General features: G+C 72.0%; 21 protein-coding genes and 2 tRNA genes. 7 read left to right on the top strand and 16 right to left on the bottom strand.

What is annotated here, in order from left to right; genetic code table 11:
- The first annotated feature begins 98 nt into the window (after window positions 1-98).
- The 5 genes from FQ330_RS11545 (at window position 99) to FQ330_RS11525 (ending at window position 5,734) form a co-directional block, all read left to right on the top strand.
- Window positions 99-896, top strand: a complete 798-nt coding sequence (locus FQ330_RS11545) for a siderophore-interacting protein (RefSeq protein ID WP_146357687.1) — start codon at window positions 99-101, stop codon at window positions 894-896.
- A 107-nt stretch (window positions 897-1,003) separates the two neighbouring features.
- On the top strand, window positions 1,004-2,446 hold the full coding sequence (locus FQ330_RS11540; RefSeq protein WP_146357685.1) for a glyceraldehyde-3-phosphate dehydrogenase: 1,443 nt from the start codon (window positions 1,004-1,006) through the stop codon (window positions 2,444-2,446).
- A 104-nt stretch (window positions 2,447-2,550) separates the two neighbouring features.
- The gene (locus FQ330_RS11535; RefSeq protein WP_128189287.1) at window positions 2,551-3,042 is read left to right on the top strand and encodes an FBP domain-containing protein; all 492 of its coding nucleotides are present in this window, start codon (window positions 2,551-2,553) and stop codon (window positions 3,040-3,042) included.
- Window positions 3,043-3,044: 2 nt separating this feature from the next.
- Window positions 3,045-4,253: an amidohydrolase family protein gene (locus tag FQ330_RS11530; protein WP_225792837.1), complete on the top strand. Its 1,209-nt coding sequence runs from the start codon at window positions 3,045-3,047 to the stop codon at window positions 4,251-4,253.
- On the top strand, window positions 4,250-5,734 hold the full coding sequence (locus tag FQ330_RS11525) for a S10 family peptidase (RefSeq protein WP_225792836.1): 1,485 nt from the start codon (window positions 4,250-4,252) through the stop codon (window positions 5,732-5,734). The genes FQ330_RS11530 and FQ330_RS11525 overlap by 4 nt, the downstream gene beginning before the upstream one ends.
- Window positions 5,735-5,747: 13 nt before the next feature.
- Here the strand turns inward: FQ330_RS11525 and FQ330_RS11520 are convergent, their stop codons facing one another.
- Entirely contained in the window at window positions 5,748-7,154 is a 1,407-nt protein-coding gene (locus FQ330_RS11520) for an HNH endonuclease (protein ID WP_146357683.1), read from the bottom strand.
- 148 nt (window positions 7,155-7,302) lie between these two features.
- Between FQ330_RS11520 and FQ330_RS11515 the strand changes: the two genes are divergently transcribed.
- Both FQ330_RS11515 and FQ330_RS11510 read left to right on the top strand, forming a co-directional pair.
- Window positions 7,303-7,373: transfer RNA gene (locus FQ330_RS11515), tRNA-Pro, on the top strand.
- Between the two features lie 20 nt (window positions 7,374-7,393).
- Window positions 7,394-7,467, top strand: a tRNA-Pro gene (locus FQ330_RS11510).
- 207 nt (window positions 7,468-7,674) lie between these two features.
- Here FQ330_RS11510 and FQ330_RS11505 read toward each other — a convergent pair.
- From FQ330_RS11505 to FQ330_RS11440, 15 genes are all read right to left on the bottom strand, one after another.
- On the bottom strand, window positions 7,675-8,844 hold the full coding sequence (locus FQ330_RS11505; RefSeq protein WP_404799855.1) for a tyrosine-type recombinase/integrase: 1,170 nt from the start codon (window positions 8,842-8,844) through the stop codon (window positions 7,675-7,677).
- A 43-nt stretch (window positions 8,845-8,887) separates the two neighbouring features.
- Complete coding sequence (locus FQ330_RS11500; RefSeq protein WP_146357681.1) at window positions 8,888-9,100, bottom strand: helix-turn-helix transcriptional regulator; 213 nt, start codon at window positions 9,098-9,100, stop codon at window positions 8,888-8,890.
- A complete protein-coding gene (locus FQ330_RS11495; RefSeq protein ID WP_146357679.1) occupies window positions 9,097-9,687 on the bottom strand; it encodes a hypothetical protein in 591 nt (196 codons plus the stop codon). Before FQ330_RS11495 ends, FQ330_RS11500 begins: the two co-directional genes overlap by 4 nt.
- Before the next feature lie 86 nt (window positions 9,688-9,773).
- Entirely contained in the window at window positions 9,774-11,552 is a 1,779-nt protein-coding gene (locus FQ330_RS11490; RefSeq protein ID WP_146357677.1) for a type IV secretory system conjugative DNA transfer family protein, read from the bottom strand.
- Window positions 11,549-12,061: a hypothetical protein gene (locus FQ330_RS11485; RefSeq protein ID WP_146357675.1), complete on the bottom strand. Its 513-nt coding sequence runs from the start codon at window positions 12,059-12,061 to the stop codon at window positions 11,549-11,551. The genes FQ330_RS11490 and FQ330_RS11485 overlap by 4 nt, the downstream gene beginning before the upstream one ends.
- A gap of 39 nt (window positions 12,062-12,100) precedes the next feature.
- Window positions 12,101-13,603 (bottom strand): ATP-binding protein, encoded by a 1,503-nt coding sequence (locus FQ330_RS11480; RefSeq protein ID WP_146357673.1) that lies wholly within the window; start codon window positions 13,601-13,603, stop codon window positions 12,101-12,103.
- The gene (locus tag FQ330_RS11475; protein WP_146357671.1) at window positions 13,597-14,388 is read right to left on the bottom strand and encodes a hypothetical protein; all 792 of its coding nucleotides are present in this window, start codon (window positions 14,386-14,388) and stop codon (window positions 13,597-13,599) included. Before FQ330_RS11475 ends, FQ330_RS11480 begins: the two co-directional genes overlap by 7 nt.
- A 54-nt stretch (window positions 14,389-14,442) precedes the next feature.
- Complete coding sequence (locus FQ330_RS11470; RefSeq protein WP_146357669.1) at window positions 14,443-15,906, bottom strand: SCO6880 family protein; 1,464 nt, start codon at window positions 15,904-15,906, stop codon at window positions 14,443-14,445.
- 3 nt (window positions 15,907-15,909) lie between these two features.
- Complete coding sequence (locus FQ330_RS13375; RefSeq protein WP_192575934.1) at window positions 15,910-17,283, bottom strand: conjugal transfer protein TrbL; 1,374 nt, start codon at window positions 17,281-17,283, stop codon at window positions 15,910-15,912.
- A gap of 24 nt (window positions 17,284-17,307) precedes the next feature.
- Entirely contained in the window at window positions 17,308-17,577 is a 270-nt protein-coding gene (locus FQ330_RS11465) for a DUF6112 family protein (RefSeq protein WP_146357667.1), read from the bottom strand.
- A gap of 128 nt (window positions 17,578-17,705) precedes the next feature.
- Window positions 17,706-17,972, bottom strand: coding sequence for a DUF6112 family protein (locus tag FQ330_RS11460; protein WP_146357665.1), 267 nt, complete (start codon window positions 17,970-17,972; stop codon window positions 17,706-17,708).
- A complete protein-coding gene (locus FQ330_RS11455; protein WP_146357663.1) occupies window positions 17,972-19,618 on the bottom strand; it encodes a peptidoglycan DD-metalloendopeptidase family protein in 1,647 nt (548 codons plus the stop codon). The genes FQ330_RS11460 and FQ330_RS11455 overlap by 1 nt, the downstream gene beginning before the upstream one ends.
- 15 nt (window positions 19,619-19,633) lie before the next feature.
- Window positions 19,634-20,323, bottom strand: coding sequence for a hypothetical protein (locus tag FQ330_RS11450; RefSeq protein WP_146357660.1), 690 nt, complete (start codon window positions 20,321-20,323; stop codon window positions 19,634-19,636).
- Window positions 20,324-20,369: 46 nt separating this feature from the next.
- The gene (locus FQ330_RS11445) at window positions 20,370-21,380 is read right to left on the bottom strand and encodes a ParB N-terminal domain-containing protein (RefSeq protein WP_146357658.1); all 1,011 of its coding nucleotides are present in this window, start codon (window positions 21,378-21,380) and stop codon (window positions 20,370-20,372) included.
- Window positions 21,377-22,279 (bottom strand): hypothetical protein, encoded by a 903-nt coding sequence (locus tag FQ330_RS11440; RefSeq protein ID WP_146357656.1) that lies wholly within the window; start codon window positions 22,277-22,279, stop codon window positions 21,377-21,379. Before FQ330_RS11440 ends, FQ330_RS11445 begins: the two co-directional genes overlap by 4 nt.
- Window positions 22,280-22,324: the final 45 nt, after the last annotated feature.

Raw genomic sequence — 22,324 nt, 5'->3', positions numbered from 1 at the left:
TGCGTCGATCGTACGCGCGTGCGGCGTCGCGCCCGGCTTGCTACATTGGTCAGGTAAGGCTTGCCTCACCTGAGGCTCAGACACCTCGGAGGCGGCGCATGGCGGGACCGGAGCGCGTGGCGGCGGTGGCCCCTCGGTTCATCGAGCTCGAGGTGCTCGGCGCCCAGCAGGTCTCCCCGCACATCCGGCGCATCACGCTCGGCGGCGACGAGGTCGGCGCGATGACGCCGCAGGGCTACGACCAGTGGTTCCGCTTCTTCATGCGCCGCGAGGGGCAGGAGGTCCTGCGGGTGCCCGAGAGCCCCTCCACCTGGTTCCCGCAGTACCTCGCGGTGCGCGAGTCGCAGCGGCCGTGGATCCGCAACTACACGGTGCGCGGCTTCCGGCTCGACGCCGGTGAGCTCGACATCGACTTCGTCTGCCACGAGGACCCGGGCCCGGGCGCCGCGTGGGCGCTCGCGGCCGAGCGCGGCGAGCGCGCCGTGCTGCTCGACGAGGGCCTGCTCTACAACGACGACGGCCTCGAGGGCGACCTGCTCATGGTCGGCGACGAGTCGGTGCTGCCCGCGATCGCCGGCATCTGCGGCTCGCTCGCGGACGACGCGCGCGGCACCGCCGTGATCGAGGTCGGCCACCGCGACGACATCCAGGAGTTCGCGCGGCCCGAGGGCCTCGACGTGCGGTGGGTCGAGCGCGGCGGCGTGCGCGAGGGCCAGGCGGCGCTCGAGGAGCTGCGCGGCCTGCGCATGCCCGAGCAGCTCGGCTACGCCTACAACGCGGGCGAGCAGTCGCTCGCCACCGGCGCCCGGCGGCACCTCGTGCGCGAGCGCGGCGTCGACAAGCGGCGCATCACCTTCACCGGCTACTGGAAGCTCGGCAAGTCCTACGTCGACTGAGCGTCGAGCGCCGAAACTTCCGGTGAAGTTTCGCACGGGTGACCATCCGGGCATCCTGACGCCCGGATCGGCCGGTGCCGGCCCATCCGCTTGCCTATCGTGAAGACGTGCCCACCGCAGCCTCACTCCCGGTCGACAGCGCCCACCAGGCGTGGCTCGACCGCGTCGCCCTGGCCGAGCTCGCCGTGCCGATCATCGGCCGCCTCTACCGGGAGCGCGACGTCGTCACGCACGTGCACGGCAAGAAGCTCGTCAACCAGTCGCCGATCGAGATCCTGAAGGCGCACAAGTGGGCGCGCCGCGTGGGCGAGCGCGTGCTGCGCATCGACGACTCGATGCAGGTGCTGCGCATCGTCGACGAGCTGGGACTCCGCGGCATCTCGCTCGACCTGGGCGTCATCCTCGGCGAGGCGCCCGAGGAGGGCTTCGAGGACTGGGCGCGCGCGCACGTCGCCGCGCTGCCCTCGTGGTCGCAGGACGAGCCCACCGACGTCGTGCTCTACGGGTTCGGCCGCATCGGCCGCCTGCTCGCGCGCATCCTCATCGGCCACGCCGGCAGCGGCCTGGGCCTGCGCCTGCGCGCGATCGTCGTGCGCCGCGGCGGCGACGACGACCTCGAGAAGCGCGCGAGCCTGCTGCGCCGCGACTCGGTGCACGGCGCCTTCCAGGGCACGATCGACATCGACCACGAGGCGGGCACGATCCTCGCGAACGGCACGCTCATCCAGGTCATCTACTCCGACGACCCGACCAGCGTCGACTACACCGCCCACGGCATCCAGCGCGCGATCGTCGTCGACAACACCGGCCGCTGGCGCGACGAGGCGGGCCTCGCGCAGCACCTCGCATGCCCCGGCGTCGAGCGCGTGGTGCTGACCGCGCCCGGCAAGAGCCCGCTGAAGAACATCGTCTTCGGCGTGAACCACGACACGATCGCCGCCGACGACACGATCGTCACCGCCGCCTCCTGCACCACGAACGCGATCACCCCGGTGCTGCAGGTGATCGACGAGGCGTTCGGCATCGAGCACGGCCACGTCGAGACGGTGCACTCGTACACGAACGACCAGAACCTCATCGACAACTTCCACAAGGGCGCCCGCCGCGGCCGCTCCGCCGCGCTCAACATGGTGCTCACCGAGACCGGCGCCGCGAAGGCCGTCGCGAAGGCGCTCCCGCAGCTGGAGGGCAAGCTCACCGGCAACGCGATCCGGGTGCCGACGCCCGACGTGTCGATGGCCATCCTCAACCTCACGCTCGGCCACGACGTCGACCGCGACGAGGTCAACGAGCTGCTGCGGCGCACGTCGCTGACCGGCGAGCTGCGGGCGCAGATCGACTTCACCGACTCGCCCGAGGTCGTCTCCACCGACTTCGTCGGCAACAACCGCGCCGGCATCGTCGACGGCCTCGCGACGATCGCGAGCGGCCGGCACCTCGTGCTCTACGTCTGGTACGACAACGAGTACGGCTACTCGTCGCAGGTCGTCCGCGTCATCGAGCACATGGCCGACCAGATGGCGAAGGCCCGGCAGCTGCAGCCGGCCTGACACAGACTTGCCGCCGTCGGGACTCTCCTGGGTGGAGGCCCGACGGCGGCAAACCCCTCCCGCGCATCCGACGCGTCCCGCGCGCATCCGATAGCGTCGTCGGCATGCGCGAGGTGACCGAGACCGAGCTGCGGAGCTGCTTCGTCAACGCGACGCAGCGCGAGCTCGACCAGATGCCGATGCCAGGCCTGCACGAGACGATCTGGGCCGAGCGCGAGTACCTCGGCTGGCGCGACCAGCGGTCGTCGCGCATCGGCTACCTCGTGCACTGGCGCGACGACGAGCTGATCGGCGTGGTGGTGCGCTCGGCCCCCGGCGGCATGCGCCCCGGCATCGCGGCCATGTGCTCGCTGTGCCACTCGACGCAGCCCGCGACGCAGGTGCGCATGTTCAGCGCCCGGCTCGCGAGCCTCGATGGCGACACGGGCAGCTCGATCGGCACGTACATCTGCGAGGACCTCGCGTGCTCGCACATCATCCGCACCGGCCCGCCGCATCTCGTGAGCCCGGAGCGGGTGGCCTCGCGCGGCGCGGCGCTGCTCGGCCGCGTGACCCGCTTCACGCAGCGGGTCGAGCGAGCGTCGCGGGAGGCCTGAGCGTGCGGCGGCTCGACCGCATCCGGAACGTGCGGCCGTGGGGCGGGCCCGCCGTGGACGTCGTGCTCGACGGCGACCGGATCGCGGCCCTGGAGCCTGCCGGGAGCGGGCCGGCGGGGAGCGAGCCGCCCGCGGACTCGGCGGTGCTCGACGGACGTGGCCTGCTCGCCCTGCCGTCGATCGTCAACGCGCACGCGCACGTCGACAAGTCGTGGATGGGCCTGCCGTGGCAGCCGTACGGCGGCGAGGGCGGCACCGACGGCCGCATCCGGCACGAGCGGGCGCGGCGCGACGAGCTCGGCATCCCGAGCGTCGAGCGCACCGCCGCCGTGCTCGACGCGCACGTGCGGCACGGCACGACCGCGCTCCGCACGCACGTCGACGTCGACACCGGCATCGGCCTCAGGGGCATCGAGGCGGTGCGGGAGGCCGTGGCCGCCTACGAGGGTGCGGTCGAGGCGACCATCGTGGCGTTCCCGCAGGACGGCGTGCTGCGACGCCCCGGCGTGCTCGCGCTGCTCGACCGGGCGGGCGCCGAGGGCGCGGAGCACATCGGCGGGCTCGACCCGGCCTCCATCGACCGCGACCCCGTGGGGCAGCTCGACGCGATCTTCGACCTCGTGGCGCGCCACGGCTGCGGCCTCGACATCCACCTGCACGACGCGGCCGAGCTCGGCGCCTTCCAGCTCGAGCTGATCGTCGAGCGCACGCAGCGGCTCGGGGTCGCCGGCCGCGTGAACATCGCGCACGGCTTCGCGATCGCGCAGCTGCCCGACGCGCGCCGCCACGACCTGCTGCAGGCGATGGGCGAGCTCGGCATCACGATGACGACGGTTGCGCCGCTGCGGCTGCCCCAGCTGCCCATGGCCGAGCTCGACGCGGCCGGTGTCGGCCTCGCCTTCGGGACCGACGGCATCCGCGACCTCTGGAGCCCCTACGGCACGGGCGACACCCTCGGCATCGCGTGGCAGTTCGCGCGGGCCTCGTCCATCGTGCGCGACGACGACCTCGCGCGGGTCGTCGAGCTCGCGACGCGCGACGCGGGCGCCTTCGTCGGCCGCGCGGTGCACGACCTCGTGCCGGGCGCGCGTGCCGACCTCGTGCTGCTCGACGCCGAGCACGCCATGGACGCGCTCGTGCGGGTGCCGCCGCGCCTCGCCGTCGTCGGCGGCGGCCGGCTGCTGCACGAGGCCGTATCGTCGAGCGGGTGAGCGACGACGCCGAGAAGACCCCGCAGCCCGCGAAGACCGATGCGCCCGAGGTGCACGTCGCCGACGACCTGATCGTGACGCACCACGAGCTCGAGACGCCGGGCGGCACGCTGCGCTACACGGCCCGCGCCGGTCGCGTGGTGCTGTGGGAGGAGAAGGTCGAGTCGGAGGTCTTCCGCGGCAGGAAGCCGCGGGCGCAGGTCGCGATCACCGCGTACACGCTCGACGACGCCGACCCGACCGAGCGGCCCGTGACCTTCGCGTTCAACGGCGGCCCGGGCTCGGCGAGCGTCTGGCTGCACATGGGCGTGCTGGGGCCGAAGCGGGTCGTGATGGGGGATGCGGGCGAGCTCGCACCGCCGCCGTACGCGGTCGTCGACAACCCCGAGTCGCTGCTCGCCGTGAGCGACCTCGTCTTCATCGACCCCGTCTCGACCGGGCGCTCGCGGCCCGTCGAGGGCGAGAAGGCCAAGGACTTCCACGGCTTCACCGCCGACATCGAGTCGGTCGCCGAGATCATCCGCCAGTGGGTGACGGGGCAGGGCCGCTGGCTGAGCCCGAAGTTCCTCGCGGGGGAGTCGTACGGCACCACCCGCGCGGCCGGGCTCGCCCAGCTGCTGCAGGAGGAGCTCGGCATGTACCTGAACGGGCTCATGCTCATCTCGAGCGTGCTCGACTTCTCGACCGCCAACTTCGAGCGGGGCGGCGACCGCGCCCACGCGCTGTACCTGCCGTTCTACGCCGCGACCGCCTGGCGGCACGGCTTCCACGAGGGCCGCGAGCTCGCCGAGGTCGTCGACGAGGCACGCGCCTACGCCGCGCGCGACTACGCCTACGCGCTCTCCCAGGGCTCCCGCCTGACGGCCGAGGAGCGGGCGGATGCGGTGGCCGCGGTCGCGCGCCTGACCGGCCTGTCGGAGTCGTACGTCGACGGCGCCGACCTGCGCATCGAGCACTGGCGCTACTTCGGCGAGCTGCTGCGCGACCGAGGGCTGACGGTCGGCCGGCTCGACTCCCGCTTCACGGGTCCGGCGGCGAGCGGGATCGCCGAGCACATGGACGCGGATCCGTCGATGGACGCGATCCTCGGGCCGTACTCGGCCGCCTACCAGCACTACCTCCACCACGACCTGGGCGTGCGCGACTCCGGCCCCTTCCACGTGTTCGGCAAGGGCGTGAACGAGGGCTGGAGCTACAAGGAGTTCGAGAACGCGCCGGTGTACGTGCTCGACCGGCTCTCGCGCGCGATGCGGCAGAATTCGCACCTCGCGGTGCACTTCGCATACGGCTGGTTCGACGGCGCGACGCCCTTCTCGGCCGCGGAGGATTCGGTCGCCCACCTGCGCATCCCGGAGGCGCTGCGCGAGAACCTCGAGCACCGCTACTACGAGGCCGGGCACATGATGTACGTGCACGAGCCGTCGCGGCAGGCGCAGTCGGCCGACCTCGCGGACTTCGTGCGGCGGCGCTCCGGCCGCTGACGCGGCGACGCGCTCAGAAGGGCTGGTCGCCCTGCGGCGCGGCGACGCCGAGCGGCAGGCCCCACTCCGGCGGCTCGCGGAACCGCGGGCCCACCGCTGGCGGCTCGTCGACGTAGCGCTCGCCCATCGGCGAGCGGAACTCGAGCACGCCCGGGCTCGTCTGGCGCACCTTCCAGCGCCTCGCGCCGGCGAGCGCGGCGCCCTTCAGCACGTGGTGCCGCCTGCAGAGGTGCGCGAGGTTGTCGGTCGTCGTCGTGCCGCCGTCGATCCAGGGGATCGTGTGGTCGAGGTCGCTGCGGCTCGCCTGCGCGCAGCAGCCGGGCCATCGGCATCGCTGGTCGCGCTGTCGCAGCAGGCGTCGCAGCCTCGTGCCGGGCACGTAGGCGTCGGTCGCCACGACGTGTCCGCGGAGCGGATCGGTGAAGAGCCGGATCCACGCGGTCGCGTCCGCCGCGAGCGCCCGGGCGGTCTCGGGATCGACCGGCGCACCGCTCGTGAGTCGGGCGACGTCCTCGGCACCGCTGCCGGTGAGCACCGACGCCGGCATCACGATGTTCACCTCCGCCCGGATGCCCTCGATCGCGGCGGCCGCGGGCTCGCCGGTCAGGAGCAGGTCGCACAGTGCATCGGCGCGGCGCTCGTCGATGCCGCGCGGATCGTCGCCATCGGCCGCTCGCGCCATCTGCGTGAGCCGGTCGCGGATGCCGTGGGCCGGCAGGGTGGGCACGATGGCACGCACCATGCTCATGCCGTCGTCGAGATCGGAGATCGTCACGCCGCGCAGCCGGCGGGCCGTGCGGTGCCGCTCGGCGAGCGGCGCGGCGAGGTGGCGATCGAGCTCGCGCCGCGCGAGCGCGCGGAGCCTGCCGGGCGTCGTCGTCTCGGCGTGGGGGAGGAGCGCGGCCTCGAACGCCGCGCGGGCTCCCGGCTCCTGCAGCGCCGCGCCGACCTCGCAGATGACCCGCACATGACCGCTGTGGATGCGCGCCTCGCCCCACGCCGCGACGGTGCCCGGCCAGCGGTCGCGCCGGCTCATCGCCTGGGCGACCTCGGCCTCGACTGCTCGGTCGCTGCGACGCTGACGCAGGGCGAGCTCGCAGGCGAGGTCGCGCACGGCGACTGCGGCGTCGAGCCGCTCGTCGTGCGCGCTCTCGACCGCCATGCCGCCGAGGCCGGCGAGAAGGTGCGCGCGCATCGCCTCGAGCGACGCGATCGCGGCGTCGATGTCGACGACCGCGTGGATGGCGGCCGCGCGCAGCGCGTCGTGCGGAGAGGTCGGCACGAGCTCGTCGGGGTGCTCCGCCTGAGCCGGCTCCGGCTCGCCCTCGGGGGCAACGGGCATGCGGCCTCGGAGCCACACCGGGCCCTCGAGCGCGGCGGGATCCAGCGGGATCCTCGGCTGCGGCGACTCCGGCGTCATGCGTGCACTCTCGCACGGGCCACTGACACGCGTGCACCGCCGACGGTCCCGGACGAGCGAGGATGTGCCGGACCCGCGGCGCACCTGCCGCGCTGCGGATGCGCTAGTCTGTTGCAGTTGCCTTCGGGCAGCTCGATCGCGAGATCGACGGGCTGTGGCGCAGCTTGGTAGCGCACTTGACTGGGGGTCAAGGGGTTTACCCCGCTCTGGTCGGCCCGAACAACTGGAAATCCATGCCACGGGCTGTGGCGCAGCTTGGTAGCGCACCTGACTGGGGGTCAGGGGGTCGCAGGTTCAAATCCTGTCAGCCCGACGTAAAAGCCCAGGTGAGAGTAGGTTTCTCGCCTGGGCTTCTTCATGCTCGGGGTCGTTTTCCGTGGTCCCCCTCTGGTCCCCCCGGCGCTCTCGCCGGCGGCCGTCTGTGGACGAACGGACCGCCCCGAACCCGCTTCCTGTGGATAAGGGGACCAAAAGGGGACCAGAACGCTTCCGGGAGCACTCCCGCGGGGGTGGGAGCGCATCACAGGCTCCGAGACGCCGGGCCACTGCGCCGAGCGTGCTTGCGCTGTCCGGCGGCGGAGAGGAAGGCGTTGGCCTGCTCGGCCGCCGACGCGAGGTGACGGTCGTCCGGGTGGAGGTAGCCGCGGGTGGTCTCCATTGAGGCGTGGCCGAGGATGTCTTGGAGGACGTGCAGCGGGATGCCGGCGTCGGCCATCCAGGTCGCCCCGGTGTGGCGTAGCCCGTGCCGGGTGAGGTCGGGCAGCCCGAGCTTCGCGACGATGCCGTCCCAGTTGGTGGCATCGCGGACGGTCGCGGTGGTGAGGTAGCCGCCCTTCGGGCCGACCAGCAACGAGTCCCCAGGCTCCTTGCCGCCGGTGAGGCGTTCCAGCACGGGCCGGAGCGGTTCGAGGATCGGCACGCGGCGCTCTTTGCGGCTCTTGGTCGGCTTGGTGACCAGTCCGCCCTTGCCGGGGAACACCTGCCGGCGGATCACCACGAGGTTCTTGTCGAAGTCGACGTCCCCGACCTGCAACCCGGACACCTCCGAGGACCGGGCCGCGAGCAGCGCGGCGAGCATCACAAAGTCGCTGTAGGACTGATGGACCTTCCCGCACGCGCGGGCGAGCCGGTTGAGGGTCTTCATGTCCGGGATCGCGTGCGCCCGCGGGGAGGCGTGCTCGGCCGCCTGGCCGCGGAAGGCGTTGCGGTTCAGGCTCCGCTTGGCACGGTTCTTCGCGGGGTTGATCTGGATCAGCCCGTCCCGCACGGCTTCATCGAGCACCCGCACGAGCGGGGCGATGGTGTTCTTGATAGTCGAGGCGCCGTGGCGCTGTTCCCACTCATCAATGGTGCGGTCGATGATGCCGGCGGTGATCTGGGTGACTGGCAGGTGCCCGAGCGCGGGCAGCACCCGGAGCTTCAGCCCGTAGCCGTAGGTCTCGCCGGTGGAGGTCGGGTCCAGGCCCCGCGCCCACCGGTCGCCGATGGATGTGACGAACTCCAGCAGCGTCATGGACACGTCCATGCCCTTGGTCGAGGAGTTGCGGAGGTGGTCGAAGAACGCGTGCGCGGCGGCCTCGTCCCGCACGATCTCCGATCGGATCACCCGGCGCTTGCTGGTCGGGTCGGTCCACCGGGCGCGGGCGCGGATGCCGTAGGAGCGGCGCTCCATGTCCGTGGAGACCTTCACCCCGATCGGCGGGACCGGCTTGGGCTCGGCGGTCGGCTGCGGCTTAGCTCTCCGGGGCATGGTCGTGTTCCAGATCGCCCAGCCAACGGTCCACCGCATCGAGCCGGTACCGGGCGATCCCGCCGAGGCGCAGGAACGGCGGCCCCATGCCCGCGGACCGCCACCGCGACAGGGTCGACTCCGAGACCTTCAAGTACGCCGCGACCTCACGGCTGTGCATAAGCGGCGACACCACGAGCGTTCCGTCGTCGCTCATGACAGTTCACCGGTGTCGGGGTCGAGGGTGCGGTAGAACGCTTCCTCGGCATCGCGGCGAGCCTGCACGTCGGCCATGACGAACTCCACGAACTCGGCGTCGCGGTCGATGATCGGCACGTCTTCGATCGGGTCGGCGGGTTCCTCACCGGGCCAGACGGTCTGCCGGGTGGGACGGTCGTGGTCGAGCTTCGTGCCCGAGGCGGCGACCCATTCACGCAGCCGCTGGCGGGCGTCGGCGAAGTCGCGGTGCCAGCCCAGCGGCGCAGAGCCGTTCTGCTCGGGGTCGTAGGCGCACAGCCAGTGCAGGTGCAGCGCGGACAGCTCCCACAACAGCTCCGGGTGGGCGTACCAGGCGGGCGGGATCACCGCGGCGGGCAGACCGTAGGTGTGCCGCAGCCAGTCCACCCACCGGTTCAGCTCCAGCCACTCGACCTCGGCATCGTCGGCGTTCAGCAAGTTCCAGTTGATCGGGTGCGGAGGCTCGGCGATCAGAGGGTCCTCGAAGCCCTCATCGCCGTCATCGTCCAGGTCCGGGCCGGGCAGGTCGCCCGTGGTGGCGTCATCGTCGCGGGGATCGTCGGACATGGTGTGCTCCTGTCTGCTCTCGCGGTCCCCGGTCATGCCGGGGCTTGCTGTGGCAGGCAGGTGGGCGCGGAGGCGACTGGCGCTGCTCAGATGTCAGAGCGGCGCAGCAGGGCCTCTGTCTGCGCACGATCGGAGGTGAGCTGGGTGGCGTCGGGGCGCCGGGGCCACGGGTGCAGGTCGGTGACGATCGGTGGTGCGGAGCGCAGCAGCACGACCCCGGTGCCGAACGGGAGCCGGCGGATGCGGTCGGGCGGGAAGATCGGCACCCGCCGGACGGAGCGCTGATTGGAGCGGGTGCCGTGGTCACCCAGCGTCACGGAGTCGGTGTACTCGTCGCGTTCCCCGACCAGCGCGCTGACGTCCTGCAAATCGCGGCTGTTGGACGCGCCACCGAGGATGACCTTGACGATCGAGGCATCCCAGATCGCGCCGGCCTGGTGCTCGTTCCACTTATCCCGCGCCTGCGCGAGCGACTGGAGCACCGGCATCGTCGTGATGCCCGAGCCGCCGCCCTCGGCCATCAGCGTCGGCAGCGACGGCAGGGGCGAGAGGTTGGCGATCTCGTCCAGCGCGAGCAGCATCGGCGGATCAAGCCGCGCACCGGGTGAGCGTGCGGCCAGGCGGCGGGCGGTCTCGATCAGGTCTTCCACAAGCGCCGCGACGAGCGCGGCGCTTGCTCCCGCGCCGGACCCGGTGGCCAGCAGGAACAGGGTGCCCTTGTTCTGGATGAAGTGCTCGGGGTCGAAGCCCTCGCCGGGGCCGGGTGAGACGGCATCGAGCACCCTGGGGTCGGCGAGCGATCCGAGGGCGAGGGACACGCCTTGCCAGATGGAGTCGCGGGTGCGGGGGTCGGCGTCGATCATCGCTTCCAGAGACTCGGCCCATCCGGTCGCCGCCTGGACAGAGCCGGTCAGGATCGCCACCGCGTCGGCGGCCGCGGTCGGGTCGAGGGTCCAGCGGAACAGCTCGGCCGGTGGCCGATGGTCGATCGCGGCGGCGTGCAGGAGCGCTTGCAGCGCGGCCCTGGTCTTGCCCTCCCAGAACCCGCCGCCGTCGACGCCGCCGGATGAGAGGCCGGTGCCGGCGGCGAGCCCGGTGGCGCGGATCATCGCGGTCTGCGGGGACTCACAGCCCCGGATCGGTGACCACCGCATCCCCGCGGGCAAGCCCTCGGCGAGGTGTTGCGGGTCGAAGATCGCGACCGGCCCGACCCGGCTGCGGGCACGCAGCGTCGCGGTCAGATTGTCCGGCCTGGTCGAGGTCACCACGACAGCGCCGGGGGCATCGAGGATCGCGGGGATCACCAAGTGGAGGCCCTTCCCGGAGCGGGGCGGCCCGATGACCATGATCGAGTCCTCCACCGACGCCCACACACTCGCGCCCTTGGAAGTACCGAGCCGGTAGCCGACATCCTGCGGACGAGGATCATCCAAGCCCGGGCGGAGGTTCCCGGCGCGGCGCAGCAGCGCCTTCTCGGACGCGGCGGCAGCGACCTCATGCCGCGTGGCGATGCCCGTCATCCGGCGCGGGTCCTGCTCGACACGGTGCGTGTGACGGCGCAGCCGCGACCAGACCCACACGCCGCCGGTGACCAGTACGGCGAGCAGGAGGCCCGAGACGAGCCAGTAGACGACCGGGCTCATGTCAGGTGCGTCCAGGGCGCCAGCGGGATCGCCCGGATCGAACAGCACACCGATCCCGGAGGCGGGACCACCGGCGGGCTGGCTCGTGCCGGTGAGGAATGCCGCGACGGACCCGGCACCGCGGAGCACCAGGGCGACGCCGAACAGACCGACGAGCCCGATCATGGCCGCGTTGGTCAGCTCATCACCGAACGAACCGGTCTGCCGACCCTGACCGCTCATGGCAGCCGCCGGAAGATCGTGAGGCCGGAGATACGGCCGAACAGCACCACCTCCACGACGCCGCCCGCAGCGTCCGGCGCGAGCCGGGCGGGGTCGATGAGAGCGCGGGCCGTGCCGGTACCGGACGCGTCGGTGTGCCCAGTGACGACGGCGACCGCCACGTCCTCACCGGGAACGAACCCGTCGCCTTCGACGGCGTGGAACACCGGCCGCGATGTCGGTTCCTCAGACTCCGGCGGCGGCTGGGGTGCTCGGCGACGTTGGGCCGCGATGATGTCGGTGAAGGTCGTCCCGTCCGCCTCCCGGACCTCGACCCGCGCCGGAGTCGTCCGGTCATCCGTGGCGCGGTCGATGATCTGCCCGAACGAGGATCGCCGCCACGGCGGCGCGAAAGGGTCCGGGTGCAGTGGGCTCCCGTCGACAGTGACAGCCACGGTGCCGTCCTCGCGCACGTCGAGCACGACAAGCGGAATGGACACCGGAACGGACTCGGGCTCGACTCTCCTCATAGCGGCGAGGTGGGCCAGCAGCGGACTGCCGCCGCTCGTTCAGGATTCGTGACCCTGCGGGGAGCCGGTCATGCGGGCGGTGGTGTCGAACGCGGCCAGTTCGGCGGGGTGGAGCTGGTGCTGGACGACGAAGCTGCGGTCCTTGATCCGCCAGAGCCCTTGCCCGGTGCCCAGTCCCGGCAGGAGGCGTTGCTCGGTGCCGGTGAGCCCGAGCGCGGTGGCCGTGGGGCCGAGCTGGTCGGTCTCTTGCCGGTAGACGATCCTGGTCTCCGCGTTCGCCAGCAGCGAGTTCGCCAGGGCACGGTTCGCTGAGCCGAGGTCACCGACGTTCTCCAGGTCGGTGAGCTTGTGGAACACAAGCAGGTTCGCCAGGCCGTAGTGGCGGGCGAGCCGCCAGTGCGCGTCCATCCGGCGCAGCAGCGCCGGGTGCGACATCAGCCGCCACGCCTCGTCGTAGATGACCCAGCGTCGGCCGCCGTTCGGATCGAGCAGGGCGGCTTCCATCCACGCCGACGAGCACGTCATCAGCACCGAGATCAAGGTGGAGTTCTCGGTGACGCGGGACAGGTCCAGGCTGACCATCGGCAGCGTCGGGTCGAACCTCACCGTCGACGGGCCGTCGAACAGCCCGGCCAGGTCACCGGCGACGAGCCGTCGCAGCGCGTGCCCCACTTGACGGCCGTCTTCAGCAAGGCGGCCGTCTGGATCGTCGGCGGGATCGGGGCGCAGCAGCCGGTCGACCACCATCGGCAGAATCGGCACCTCGGCATCGCGTACCGCGCCGGCCAGGGCGGTGTCGATCGCGGTGTGTTCTAGCGGCGCGAGCGTTCGAGCAAGGACGGTCTCGGTGAGCGCGCCCAGCAGGTCCCGGCGCCGCGCAGCCAGCGTGGTCGCCCACTCCTGATCAGAGAGGCCGCCGGGACGGTAGCCCTCATCGAGCGGGTTGAGCCTGTTGCCCATCCCGTGCCCGAGGATGATCGCTTTCCCGCCGACCGCTTCGGCGACGCCGGTGTGCTCTCCTTTGGGGTCGCCGGGAACGTACACGCGGTAGCCGAACGGCAGCGACCGGGTGTAGAGGCTCTTGGCGAGCGAGGACTTCCCGGAGCCGACGATCCCGGCCAGGATCAGGTTCGGGGCGGTGATGATGCCCCGCCGGTACAGCACCCACGGGTCGTAGACGAACGACGACCCGGAGTAGAGGTCCTGGCCGATGAACATCCCCTGCGGCCCGAGACCAGCTTCGGCCAGGAACGGGTAGTGGCCGGCCAGGACGGCGCTGGTGTCCTGGTGCCGAGGCAGCCGAAACCTCCCCGGAGCACGGAGCGCGGCTGGCCCTGGCTCACCGGCCGAGGGCAGGTAGACCGTGGCTCGCCGTTCGGCGCGCTCAGCCTCCAGCTTCGCGCGGGTCGTAGCCTTCTCCGCCTGCCGTTGCTCGGCGACGAGCCGGGCGGCGGCCTGTCGCCGCTGCTTACGCAGCCGCCGCCGCTCAGAGGACGGTGCGACGAGGACGGCGGTGTGCAGCTTCTCGTCCCGGCTCACCACGAGAGCCCCCGGGCCTGCTTGACGGCGGCGACACCGGGATGCTCGAACCAGCCGCCGTCCCGGACTCCGCTGCGCCGTCTCGCCGCGTCGCGCCCGGTCTCGCGGTCCGGAGGTGGGACGGGGGTGTCGGCGGGCGGGTCGATCGCGTCATCGGCGGGGATCAGGTACCGCCGGTAGAGGGCAACGTGCCCGGCCTTCGGGTTGTAGGTCATCGCGTAGGCGCCGGTCTCAGCCTGCCGGTCCCCGGCATAGACAGGGGCGTCGTCGTGAACGTCACCGTTCTCCAAGGCGGCGCCGGTGGTCTCGTCGCCGTAGTCCCAGCCGGACAGATGCTCGATCCCCGCCTCGACACCGTCACGGTCGATGAGGTCGAGCACCTGGTCGGCGTCCTCGCCATGCAGGAACACGACCCCCACCCAACGATCAACGAGTTGCGTCGGTGGGTTCCAGACGATCCGGCCGGAGTGGCCCATCGCGGCGTTGAGCCGGTCGTGGGCCTGGTCGATGAGCGTGCCGGCCTGGTGCAGCTCGTCGGCCGCGGACAGCGCCTCGACCGCCCCGCCGGCCAGGTCGCGGGCCTCGTCGGTGACCTGGTGCTGATGGTTCAGGTGGACGGTGGCGAGCTGATCCAGGACTTGCCGGAGCGAGCGCATCCCGCCCAGCAGGTCACCGATCACCGCGTAGGTATCGGACGGGTCCTCGACGGTGCGGGTGGCGTGCGCGAGCCCGCGCAACGCCTCGTACGCCTCATTGGCGTCGCGGGCGGGATCGGTGAACGTGGGCATCACGGGCCTCCATCTGGGCAGGGTCTCTCGATGCCGGTCAGGTGAGCCCCGAGGTCACACCGTGCGGCACAGCGGCAGCGCCGCCGCGGTGAACGCCGCCGCTTGCTGGCCCACGAGCCGGCGGGTCTCGCAGGAGGCTTGGATCGCGGACTGCTCGATCGCCGCGGTTGCGGCTTCCAGGTCGTCGAGGGTGGGCGCGGAGACGCTGATGAGGCCGGAGACGCGAAGCACCCCGTGTCCGGCGGTCAGGTCGGCTTCCTGTTGCAGCACGTCCTGGTACTCGGCGGTCTGGGCGGCGTCCTCGATCTGCCCCATCCGCGCGCGCTGAGCGGCGTCTGAGATGTGTTCGACCTTCTTCTTGCGGATGTCGCGCGCCGCCTGGTCGGAGCGCATCGGGGTGTAGATCAGCGACACCGACCGTTGGATGCCGGTGGACAGCAGCACCGGAGCGAGGAACCCCGGATAGACCATTGATCGCGGCCACTCCGATACCCACAGGACTGCATGCCAGGCGGAGTCGGTGCGCAGGGTTCCCCAGGTCTCGGTGACCGCGACCGGCCCGGCGGTGGCGAGGTCTTGGCCGAGCCGTCCGTGCCGTTCCAGCGTCGCGGCCACGGCCGGGTCGTAGGCCGAGCGCAGGATCACGGCGACCTGGCCGGGGCCGAGCCACCCGACCGCGGTCAGGTCCGCCGACCGGAGCGCGGCGGTCAGGGTCGCCATCTCCTGGCGGAGCACCGCGGCGCCGCCGCGGATGCCGCCGCCGGCGGTCCTGATCTGCCGGGCGCTGGTCTTCATATCCAGGCTCAGGCTGATCGTGGTGGCGTGCCGTTCCCCGGCGGGACCGGCCCGCTCGATCAGTTCGGCGTAGGTGGTCGCGGCCCAGGAGTCGTCGGCGGTGCCGTGCTCGGCCCACCATTCGGCGAGCCCGGTCCCGGAGTCCGGCAGGGTGCGTTCGAGCACTTGCAGCGTCGCGATCCGCCCCGACCGGCACACCGTGGCGAGCACCCGCCCCCAGGAGGTGACCCGGCGTTCCTGCTCGCCGGGATCGAGCAGCACGAACGCGGGATGGGTGACCTCGCAGACCACGGTGAGCCTGCCCTGGCGGGGGTCGTGGATCATGCACGCGCCGGTCTCGGGGTCCAGATGCTCCCGCAGCCGGGCCATGTCGCCGGGCAGCGCGAGATTGCCTGCCGGGCGCGGGGTGACGATCCGCCGCCGATACAGCAGTTGCCCGCCGGTGGTCCGCCACAGCCACCAGCACACGACAGGGAGCCATTCGACCATCGGCCGCCCGGCGATGGGCACCCAGGTCAGCACCGCGGCGAGCACCCAGATCGGGGCGGTGTAGGCCAGCAGCATCCCCGCGCCGGCGTAGAACGCCGCCAGCAGCGTCAGCCCGCCGACGCCGGCGGCGACGAGCTGGGAGACCGACAGGCCCAGCAACACCCCTCGCCGGGTGAGGCGGGAGAACTTCACCGGGGTCAGCCTGCTCCCGGGCGCCTTCCGTTCCGTGGACATGCGTCACTCCTTCCCGGTGCGCGGCGGCGCCGGCTTGGACGGTGCGGGCGTGCGCGGCTGGGGCGCGGAGGGTGGCGGAGGCGTCTTCGACGGCGCAGCGCCACCACCACCGCCCTGGCCCCCGGCGCCGCTCGCGGCGGTCTCTGCCTGGCCCGCGACCGCCTTGCCTGCCTTCGGGCCGGCTTCGGCGGCTCCCCTGGCGACCTGCGCACCGACGACGACCGCGGCCGCGGGACCCGCCGCAGCAGCCCCCGCCCCGGCCCCCGCACCCGCGCCTGCCCCGGCGCCCGCTCCTGTCCCGGCCGCGCCTGCGCCGCCGCCACCGCCAGCGGCTGGCGCCGGGGTGCGCGGCGGCGAGCCGCCCGGTCCGCCGCCAGGCCCGCCCTGCGGGGCACCGCCCTGGGGGTCATCGAGAACCTTCTTCGGCTCGCTGCCGCCCTGGGGCTTGGACGGCACCGGCAGGGGCCGGTTGAGGGCATTTTTGGCCTCCTGCTCGGTGCCCATCTGCTGGTAGAGGTCGAACCCGATGAACGACACGAACCGGTACACCATGTACGGGGCGAAGGCCGCGATCCCCATGAGGACGATGCCGGTGATCGGCTCGGTGACCGCGGCGATGTCCGCCTCGATCGGGGTGGCGATCTGGGTGATCGCCAGCAGGAAGATCACGACGAGCACCAGCTTGCTGATGATGAGCGCGATCACGAACGCCGCCCACTTGCCGATCCATCCTTTGGTGGCATCCCAGGACGCACCGGCGAACGCGATCGGCGCCAGCACCACGGCCACCAGCAGCAACGCCTTACGGATCAACAACGAGAACCAGACGATGAAGACCGCGGCGATCATCAGCCCAGCCAGGAAGATCGTGACGATCGCCCCGACACCGGGAGCGGCGATGTTGATGCCGGTCAGGCCGGCGGCGAGCAGGATGATCTTGTCGCCCATCGTCCCGGTGGTCTCCCCGGACGCCTGGATGATGCCGATGCAGAGCTGGTCCACGATTTCCAGCGCGAGCGCGGTCAGCGTGACCACGACGAACGCACCGAGCACCGATTTCGCCGCGCCGCGCGCCGCCCGGGACAGGGCGGTCGGGTCGCGGCGGACCAGCCCCGTGATCAGTTGCAGGCAGAAGAAGATCAGCACCAGAAACACGCCGATGCCGAAGATCAGGTTGTAGACGCTGGTGAACCCGGGCGAGGTGACATCGACCAGGGTGGTCGTGTCGAACACCGTCCACATCGCCTCGATCAGCCAGCCGGCCGCGCCGCCCATCGCCTGGGCGAGCCAGTCGAACGGGGCCGCCACGACCGTCGCGGCCGCCTCGCCGGCCACATCGCAGACGGACGAGATGATCGGCACATCGCAGACACCCATCACGAATCTCCTGCTGTGCGGGCCTCAGACGGCCTGGCCGACGTCCCAGAAGAAGTTCACGAGCGTCACCGCTGCGCCGCAGATCACCGCCGCGCCGCAGGAGATCAGCACGCCGAGCTTGCCTCGCCCGGACAGATGCGGGTTAGAGCTGTTGGCGCCGTATGCCCAGACGATCGCGGACACGATCAGCGCCAGGACACTGAGGATGAGGCCGATCGTCATCACGGCGCCGACGATGGTGCGGAGCTGTTCGATGCCGGGCAGGCCGGAGCTGTTGGGGTCGATGTCGATCACGGCGGTTACTCCCTCGCTGAGCAGATGGCTGGTTCAGCGGCGAGGTGAGCCAGCCACACCCTGAGCGCGCACCGACACGACAATGGCCCGCGCCCTGCGAACGGGGCGGGCCGCTCCGGGCGTGCCGGTCAGAGCTGGCGGCCGAGGACGATGAGCCAGTTCACCCACGCCACCCCGGCACCGGCGAGGACGGCCGCGCCGACGCCGACGAGTACCCCGACCCGGCCCTTGAAGGCCAGGGAGTGGTTGCCGTGCGAGGCGCCCAGCGCCCAGCAGATCGCCGAGACCACCACCATCAGCACCGCGACGATGAGCACGATCGTGAGCAGCGCGCCGATCACCTGTTCCAGGTCACCGATCCCTGCCAGGCCATCGAAGTCGGGGAACACGTCCATCACGCACCGGCCTTGACGGTGACGTGCAGGTGGTCGAAGTGTCCGCCGGTCACGTCGCCGGGGTCGTGCATCCCGCCGCCGTCGTAGTCGCGCCAGCCTTCACCGTCGCGGGCGAGGGACCATATCTTGCCTTGCCAGATCAGGTACTCCACGCCCAAGGGTTCGGCGTGGTCCTTCATCCAGTTCGTCACCCGCCACCCGTCCTCGAGTTGCGCGGGCGTCGGAGGTGTCCCGATCGGGTTACCGAAGGTGATGTCGCACGCGCGGCCCAGCGGGTGCTCCGAGGTGGTGCCGGGCCGGGGCGAGTAGCAGGCCCAGCCGGTGTCGGGGAACCCGGCGCGGGCCTGGGCCATGAGGTGCACCATCCGGGCGGTGATCTGCCCGTCGCTGGTGGGATCGTCCACGAGCCGGTCAGGGTCGCCGTCGACCGGGGCGGGCTCACCCGCCGTGCCGCCGGCGGTGTCGCATCCGGCGGCGGCGCCGACCGCGGCTTCGGGCAGGTCGGCGGCGTTGTGGGCGTTGAGCCACGCCGCGGCATCGACGGCCTCGCCGCTGGTGCCGCCGGGCCGGACCTCGAAATGGAGATGCGGTCCTGTGGAGTTGCCGGAGCTGCCGACGTCGCCGATGTGCTGCCCGGCGACCACCCGGTCACCGGCTGAGGCGTGGATGCCGGACTGCCACATGTGGGCGTAGGCGGTCGCGACCGTCTGCCCGCCGATCTGGTGCTCGATGACGATCAGTCCGCCGTAGCCGTCGGAGAACTCCGCGACGGTCACGGTGCCGTCCGCGACGGCGAGGATAGGGGTGCCGTCCGGGGCAGCGAAGTCCGTGCCGGTGTGGAACGACGGCGCTCCGGTGATCGGATGGATGCGCGGCCCGAACTCGCTGGTGAGCACCCACGTCCCCTCCGGGAGCGGGAACACCACGCGCGCGGACTGCGCCACCGGACCCGCCGCCACGACCGTCACAGCGGCGCCGGCCGAGCCGGTTCCGTCGCCGGATGCGCCGGTCAGGGCATCGAGGATAGCTTCGGCGACCGGCTCATAGTTGCGGTAGCGGTCCGGGTAGGCGCTGACTTCGACCGCTTGGGCTGCTTCGCCGGGGTCCATCTGCTGCCAGCCCGGAATGTCCAGCAGACCCCGCGGGCTCGGGTAGTTCGGGCCGGTCGGCCCGCCGAAGAACGCCCGCGCCTGGTAGGTCGGGTCCATCAGCTCCGCGACGGTGCCCCAGCCCGACTGCGGCCGCATCTGAAATAGCCCCAAGCTGTCGTGATCGCTGCCGTTGCCGTCGTTGGGGTAGTTCCCGCTCTCGGGGTAGGCGCCGGTGTTCGCCAACTGCCGCAGCGTGCTCTCGGTCAGCGCGGCCATCAGCGCGATCGTGATGCCGTGACGGCCGACGCCCTCGATGCTGCCGCCGATCGTGATGATCGTGGCCGCGTGCGTGAGCTGGGTCGTGTTCAGCGTGAGCGTGGTGCCCTCGGCGGTGGTGACCGTCAGCGACTCCGGGACGTCTCCTATGGTGACGGAGCCGCCGGGCACGACGCAGTTCGCGGCGGCGGGATTCATCAGCACGCCGACTCCGACCAGCCCCAGCATGGGACCCAGCAGGACCAGCGCGAGAACGACGGCGGCGACCTTCTTCAACACGGCACGGACCTCCGGCTATCGGAGCGGGTTGTCGAGCTGGGACAGGCGCAGCACATGACATAGGCCGCTGCGGAACTGCGGCGCCGGCGGCGGGCAGGCCAGGAACACGGTGAACGACACCGACTGCTCCGCGGTGACGGGTTCGCCGTTCCAGACGCCCGCGCGGTGGCGGGTGCCCTCGATCGTGACCGCGGTGGCACCGGGAGGGAGCTGCCCAGGCTGGGCCTGCTCGACCGCCTGATCCCACGCCTCGGGCACGAACGACCGCTCGATCGTGAGGTGCTGGGCGGTGGCGTACTGGCGCAGCTCGATCCACGCCTCGCGGGAGGGCAGATAGCCGGCGATGTCCGACGCGAGGCCCGCCTGCTCGCTGCCGGAGGGGTCGCCGACCTCCAAGAGTCCGGCGGTGTAGTCCAGCGGCATCAGCCCGGAACCGGTGTCCCAGCCGAACAGCGCCTCCGCGACGTTGCGGGCGAACTCGTCCGGGTCGTGCGAGGGAACGACCCGCGGCGGACCCGGCGCCGCCGGCTCGGTCTCGCCCGGTGCGGTGACCGTGGGCGCAGGGTCGGGTGCGCGGTCCTCGGGTGGCCGCGGGCCGGTGATGAGCCCGTAGACGCCGACGCCGACCAGGAGCAGCAGCACGAGCCCGGCGGCGATCACGGCGATCAGCCGGCCACGGGACCAGGAGGCGAGATTCGTCTTCATACCCGCGAGGTGAGCCCGCCCGCGACTCGCGGCGTCGGGCGGGGGTTCAGAGGGCGCGCAGCAGCGGCCGGTCCGGCTGTGCGCCGGCGCGGGCGGTGCGGAGCCGGTCGGCAAACGCGACCGTGCCCTCGACGGCGGCGAAGAACACTTCGATCTGCTCATCGGTGAGTTCGGCCGCCAGCTCGTCCACGTCGTAGTGCGTCCACCACGCTTCCAGCTCGCCCCAGGTCAGCACGAACGCACGCACCGAGAACCGCGCCGGCTCCTCGTCCGCGTCGACCGGGCGACGAGACGGTGCGGCCGGCTTCGTGGCCTTGCCGCGCTTGGCGGCATGGACGCGGGCCAGTGCTTCGTCGGCCAACTCATGCAGCCGCCGATCCCGGTCGGCGCCGGCGTCGGCGTGCGCATCCTGGAGACGCTGGAAGATCGGGTTGACCGGCGCGCCGGCCTCGATCTGCGCCAGCCCGTCGCGGGCCTGAGCGCGCAGCACCTCCGGGACGGCGGGGTCGTCGGCCAGGTGTTGCAGGAAACCGATCTGCTCCAGCCGCGTGTAGGAGGACGAGCCGGTCACCATGCGCGCCGCCTGCGCGCGTGCATCCCCGAGCTGGCCGGGTGCTGGTGGTCCCGCCGAATCGGCGGGACCATGCTTTCCGGGCTCGTGCCCGTCCTGGAACTGGGTGGCCGCCTTCCTCCGGGCGGCGTCCTCGGCCATGAGTTCCTTGATCTCCCGATACAGCCCGGCGGCCTCGATCGGGCTGAGGGCCTTGTGGAGCTGGTTGTCGTCTTGTTCGGCCAGCAGATGCCCGAGCCGGTCTGAGATGCCCGAGCGCACCCACACGCTGACCCGCCGGTGCCCGAGCTGCTTGATCGCCGCGAGCCGCCGCGCCCCGCACACCAGCGTCCCGTCCGGGGTGATCGTCGGCGGCTGCAACAGGCCGTCCCGCTCGATCGACGCCGCCAGGGCGTCGAGGTCGCCCAGGTCGGTGCGGTGCCGGCGCCCGATGGTGATGGAGTCCACCGTCCGCTCCAGCTCGATGCGCCCCGCCGGTGCGCTCATCGCGCACCCCGCGACGTGTCGGTGCCGCGCGTGTTCGTGCCGGGCGCGGCCAGCGACAAGGTGAGCACGAGGTCGTCGTCGCGCAACAGCACCGGGAGCGTCTCGCCGATCAGCAGCCGCAAAAGCATGCCGCGTCCCGCGCCGGTCGCCGCGAGCTCCGGCAGCGGACTGCCCAGCAGCGCACGCAGCAGCACCGCCCAGGTCCGGCCCGACAGGTCGAGCAAGGCGCGGGCATGCTTGTCGCGCCGCAACGTCTCGTAGGCGGTGTGCCGGTTCCCGACCCGGGTCAGCGCCCCACAGACATGCTCCACCGCCGTCCGCGCGGTCTCGGCCGGCCAGCCCAGCAGCACCAGCAGCGTGATCGCATCCTCCACCGCCGCCGTGGCGGACGTCGGCTCTGCCCCATCCCGCTCAACCTCGCTATCGTGCCCGTCGCCGTCGTGCGGATCGGTGACCTGGAAGGCCGGGTGGTAGTCGTCCAACGGGTTCTCCCGGTCGGAGAGCCGTTCGGGGTCGTGGAACACCGAGTAGCGGGGCCGGCGCGCCTGATGGGTCGAGCACAGCAGCCCTTGGCCGCGTTCCTCGGCGATGCAGGTGATCCGCACCGCGTGCGTGACGACCGCCCACGGGTCCTCCGCGGTGCGGGCGGCCTTCGTGCGCATCACGTCGAACGCCGCTGACGCGGCCTCCCACGGGTCGAGCCGATGCTTGTGCGCCAGGGCCGCGTACTTCTCGGCCGCGAACGCCATCAGCTCGCCCGCCACCGGGTCCTGCTCCCACGCGCCACGCCCCGCGGAGTGGAGCCGGTGCAGCAGGGCGCGCAATCCTTCGCTGCTGCGATAGTCCTCACCGGACTCGCTGGTGTTCGTCGTGCCGGGTGTGCTGGTGTTGTCGGTCATGGTCGAGGCACCTCCTGGCGGGCAGGTGCGCCCGCAGGCTCCTGC

Source organism: Agrococcus sediminis, assembly GCF_007923295.1.
Lineage (GTDB): Bacteria > Actinomycetota > Actinomycetes > Actinomycetales > Microbacteriaceae > Agrococcus > Agrococcus sediminis.
The sequence above is the reverse complement of the archived record's forward strand: the minus strand, read 5'-3'. Positions and strand labels throughout refer to the sequence as shown.

What these genes read in the sequence shown, in the direction of transcription:
- FQ330_RS11545 (WP_146357687.1), top strand. Translation starts at nt 99, where the DNA reads ATGGCGGGACCGGAGCGCGTGGCGGCGGTGGCCCCTCGGTTCATCGAG.
- FQ330_RS11535 (WP_128189287.1), top strand. Translation starts at nt 2,551, where the DNA reads ATGCGCGAGGTGACCGAGACCGAGCTGCGGAGCTGCTTCGTCAACGCG.
- FQ330_RS11520 (WP_146357683.1), bottom strand. Translation starts at nt 7,154, where the DNA reads ATGACGCCGGAGTCGCCGCAGCCGAGGATCCCGCTGGATCCCGCCGCG.
- FQ330_RS11500 (WP_146357681.1), bottom strand. Translation starts at nt 9,100, where the DNA reads ATGAGCGACGACGGAACGCTCGTGGTGTCGCCGCTTATGCACAGCCGT.
- FQ330_RS11495 (WP_146357679.1), bottom strand. Translation starts at nt 9,687, where the DNA reads ATGTCCGACGATCCCCGCGACGATGACGCCACCACGGGCGACCTGCCC.
- FQ330_RS11490 (WP_146357677.1), bottom strand. Translation starts at nt 11,552, where the DNA reads ATGAGCGGTCAGGGTCGGCAGACCGGTTCGTTCGGTGATGAGCTGACC.
- FQ330_RS11485 (WP_146357675.1), bottom strand. Translation starts at nt 12,061, where the DNA reads ATGAGGAGAGTCGAGCCCGAGTCCGTTCCGGTGTCCATTCCGCTTGTC.
- FQ330_RS11475 (WP_146357671.1), bottom strand. Translation starts at nt 14,388, where the DNA reads ATGCCCACGTTCACCGATCCCGCCCGCGACGCCAATGAGGCGTACGAG.
- FQ330_RS11470 (WP_146357669.1), bottom strand. Translation starts at nt 15,906, where the DNA reads ATGTCCACGGAACGGAAGGCGCCCGGGAGCAGGCTGACCCCGGTGAAG.
- FQ330_RS13375 (WP_192575934.1), bottom strand. Translation starts at nt 17,283, where the DNA reads ATGGGTGTCTGCGATGTGCCGATCATCTCGTCCGTCTGCGATGTGGCC.
- FQ330_RS11460 (WP_146357665.1), bottom strand. Translation starts at nt 17,972, where the DNA reads ATGGACGTGTTCCCCGACTTCGATGGCCTGGCAGGGATCGGTGACCTG.
- FQ330_RS11450 (WP_146357660.1), bottom strand. Translation starts at nt 20,323, where the DNA reads ATGAAGACGAATCTCGCCTCCTGGTCCCGTGGCCGGCTGATCGCCGTG.
- FQ330_RS11445 (WP_146357658.1), bottom strand. Translation starts at nt 21,380, where the DNA reads ATGAGCGCACCGGCGGGGCGCATCGAGCTGGAGCGGACGGTGGACTCC.
- FQ330_RS11440 (WP_146357656.1), bottom strand. Translation starts at nt 22,279, where the DNA reads ATGACCGACAACACCAGCACACCCGGCACGACGAACACCAGCGAGTCC.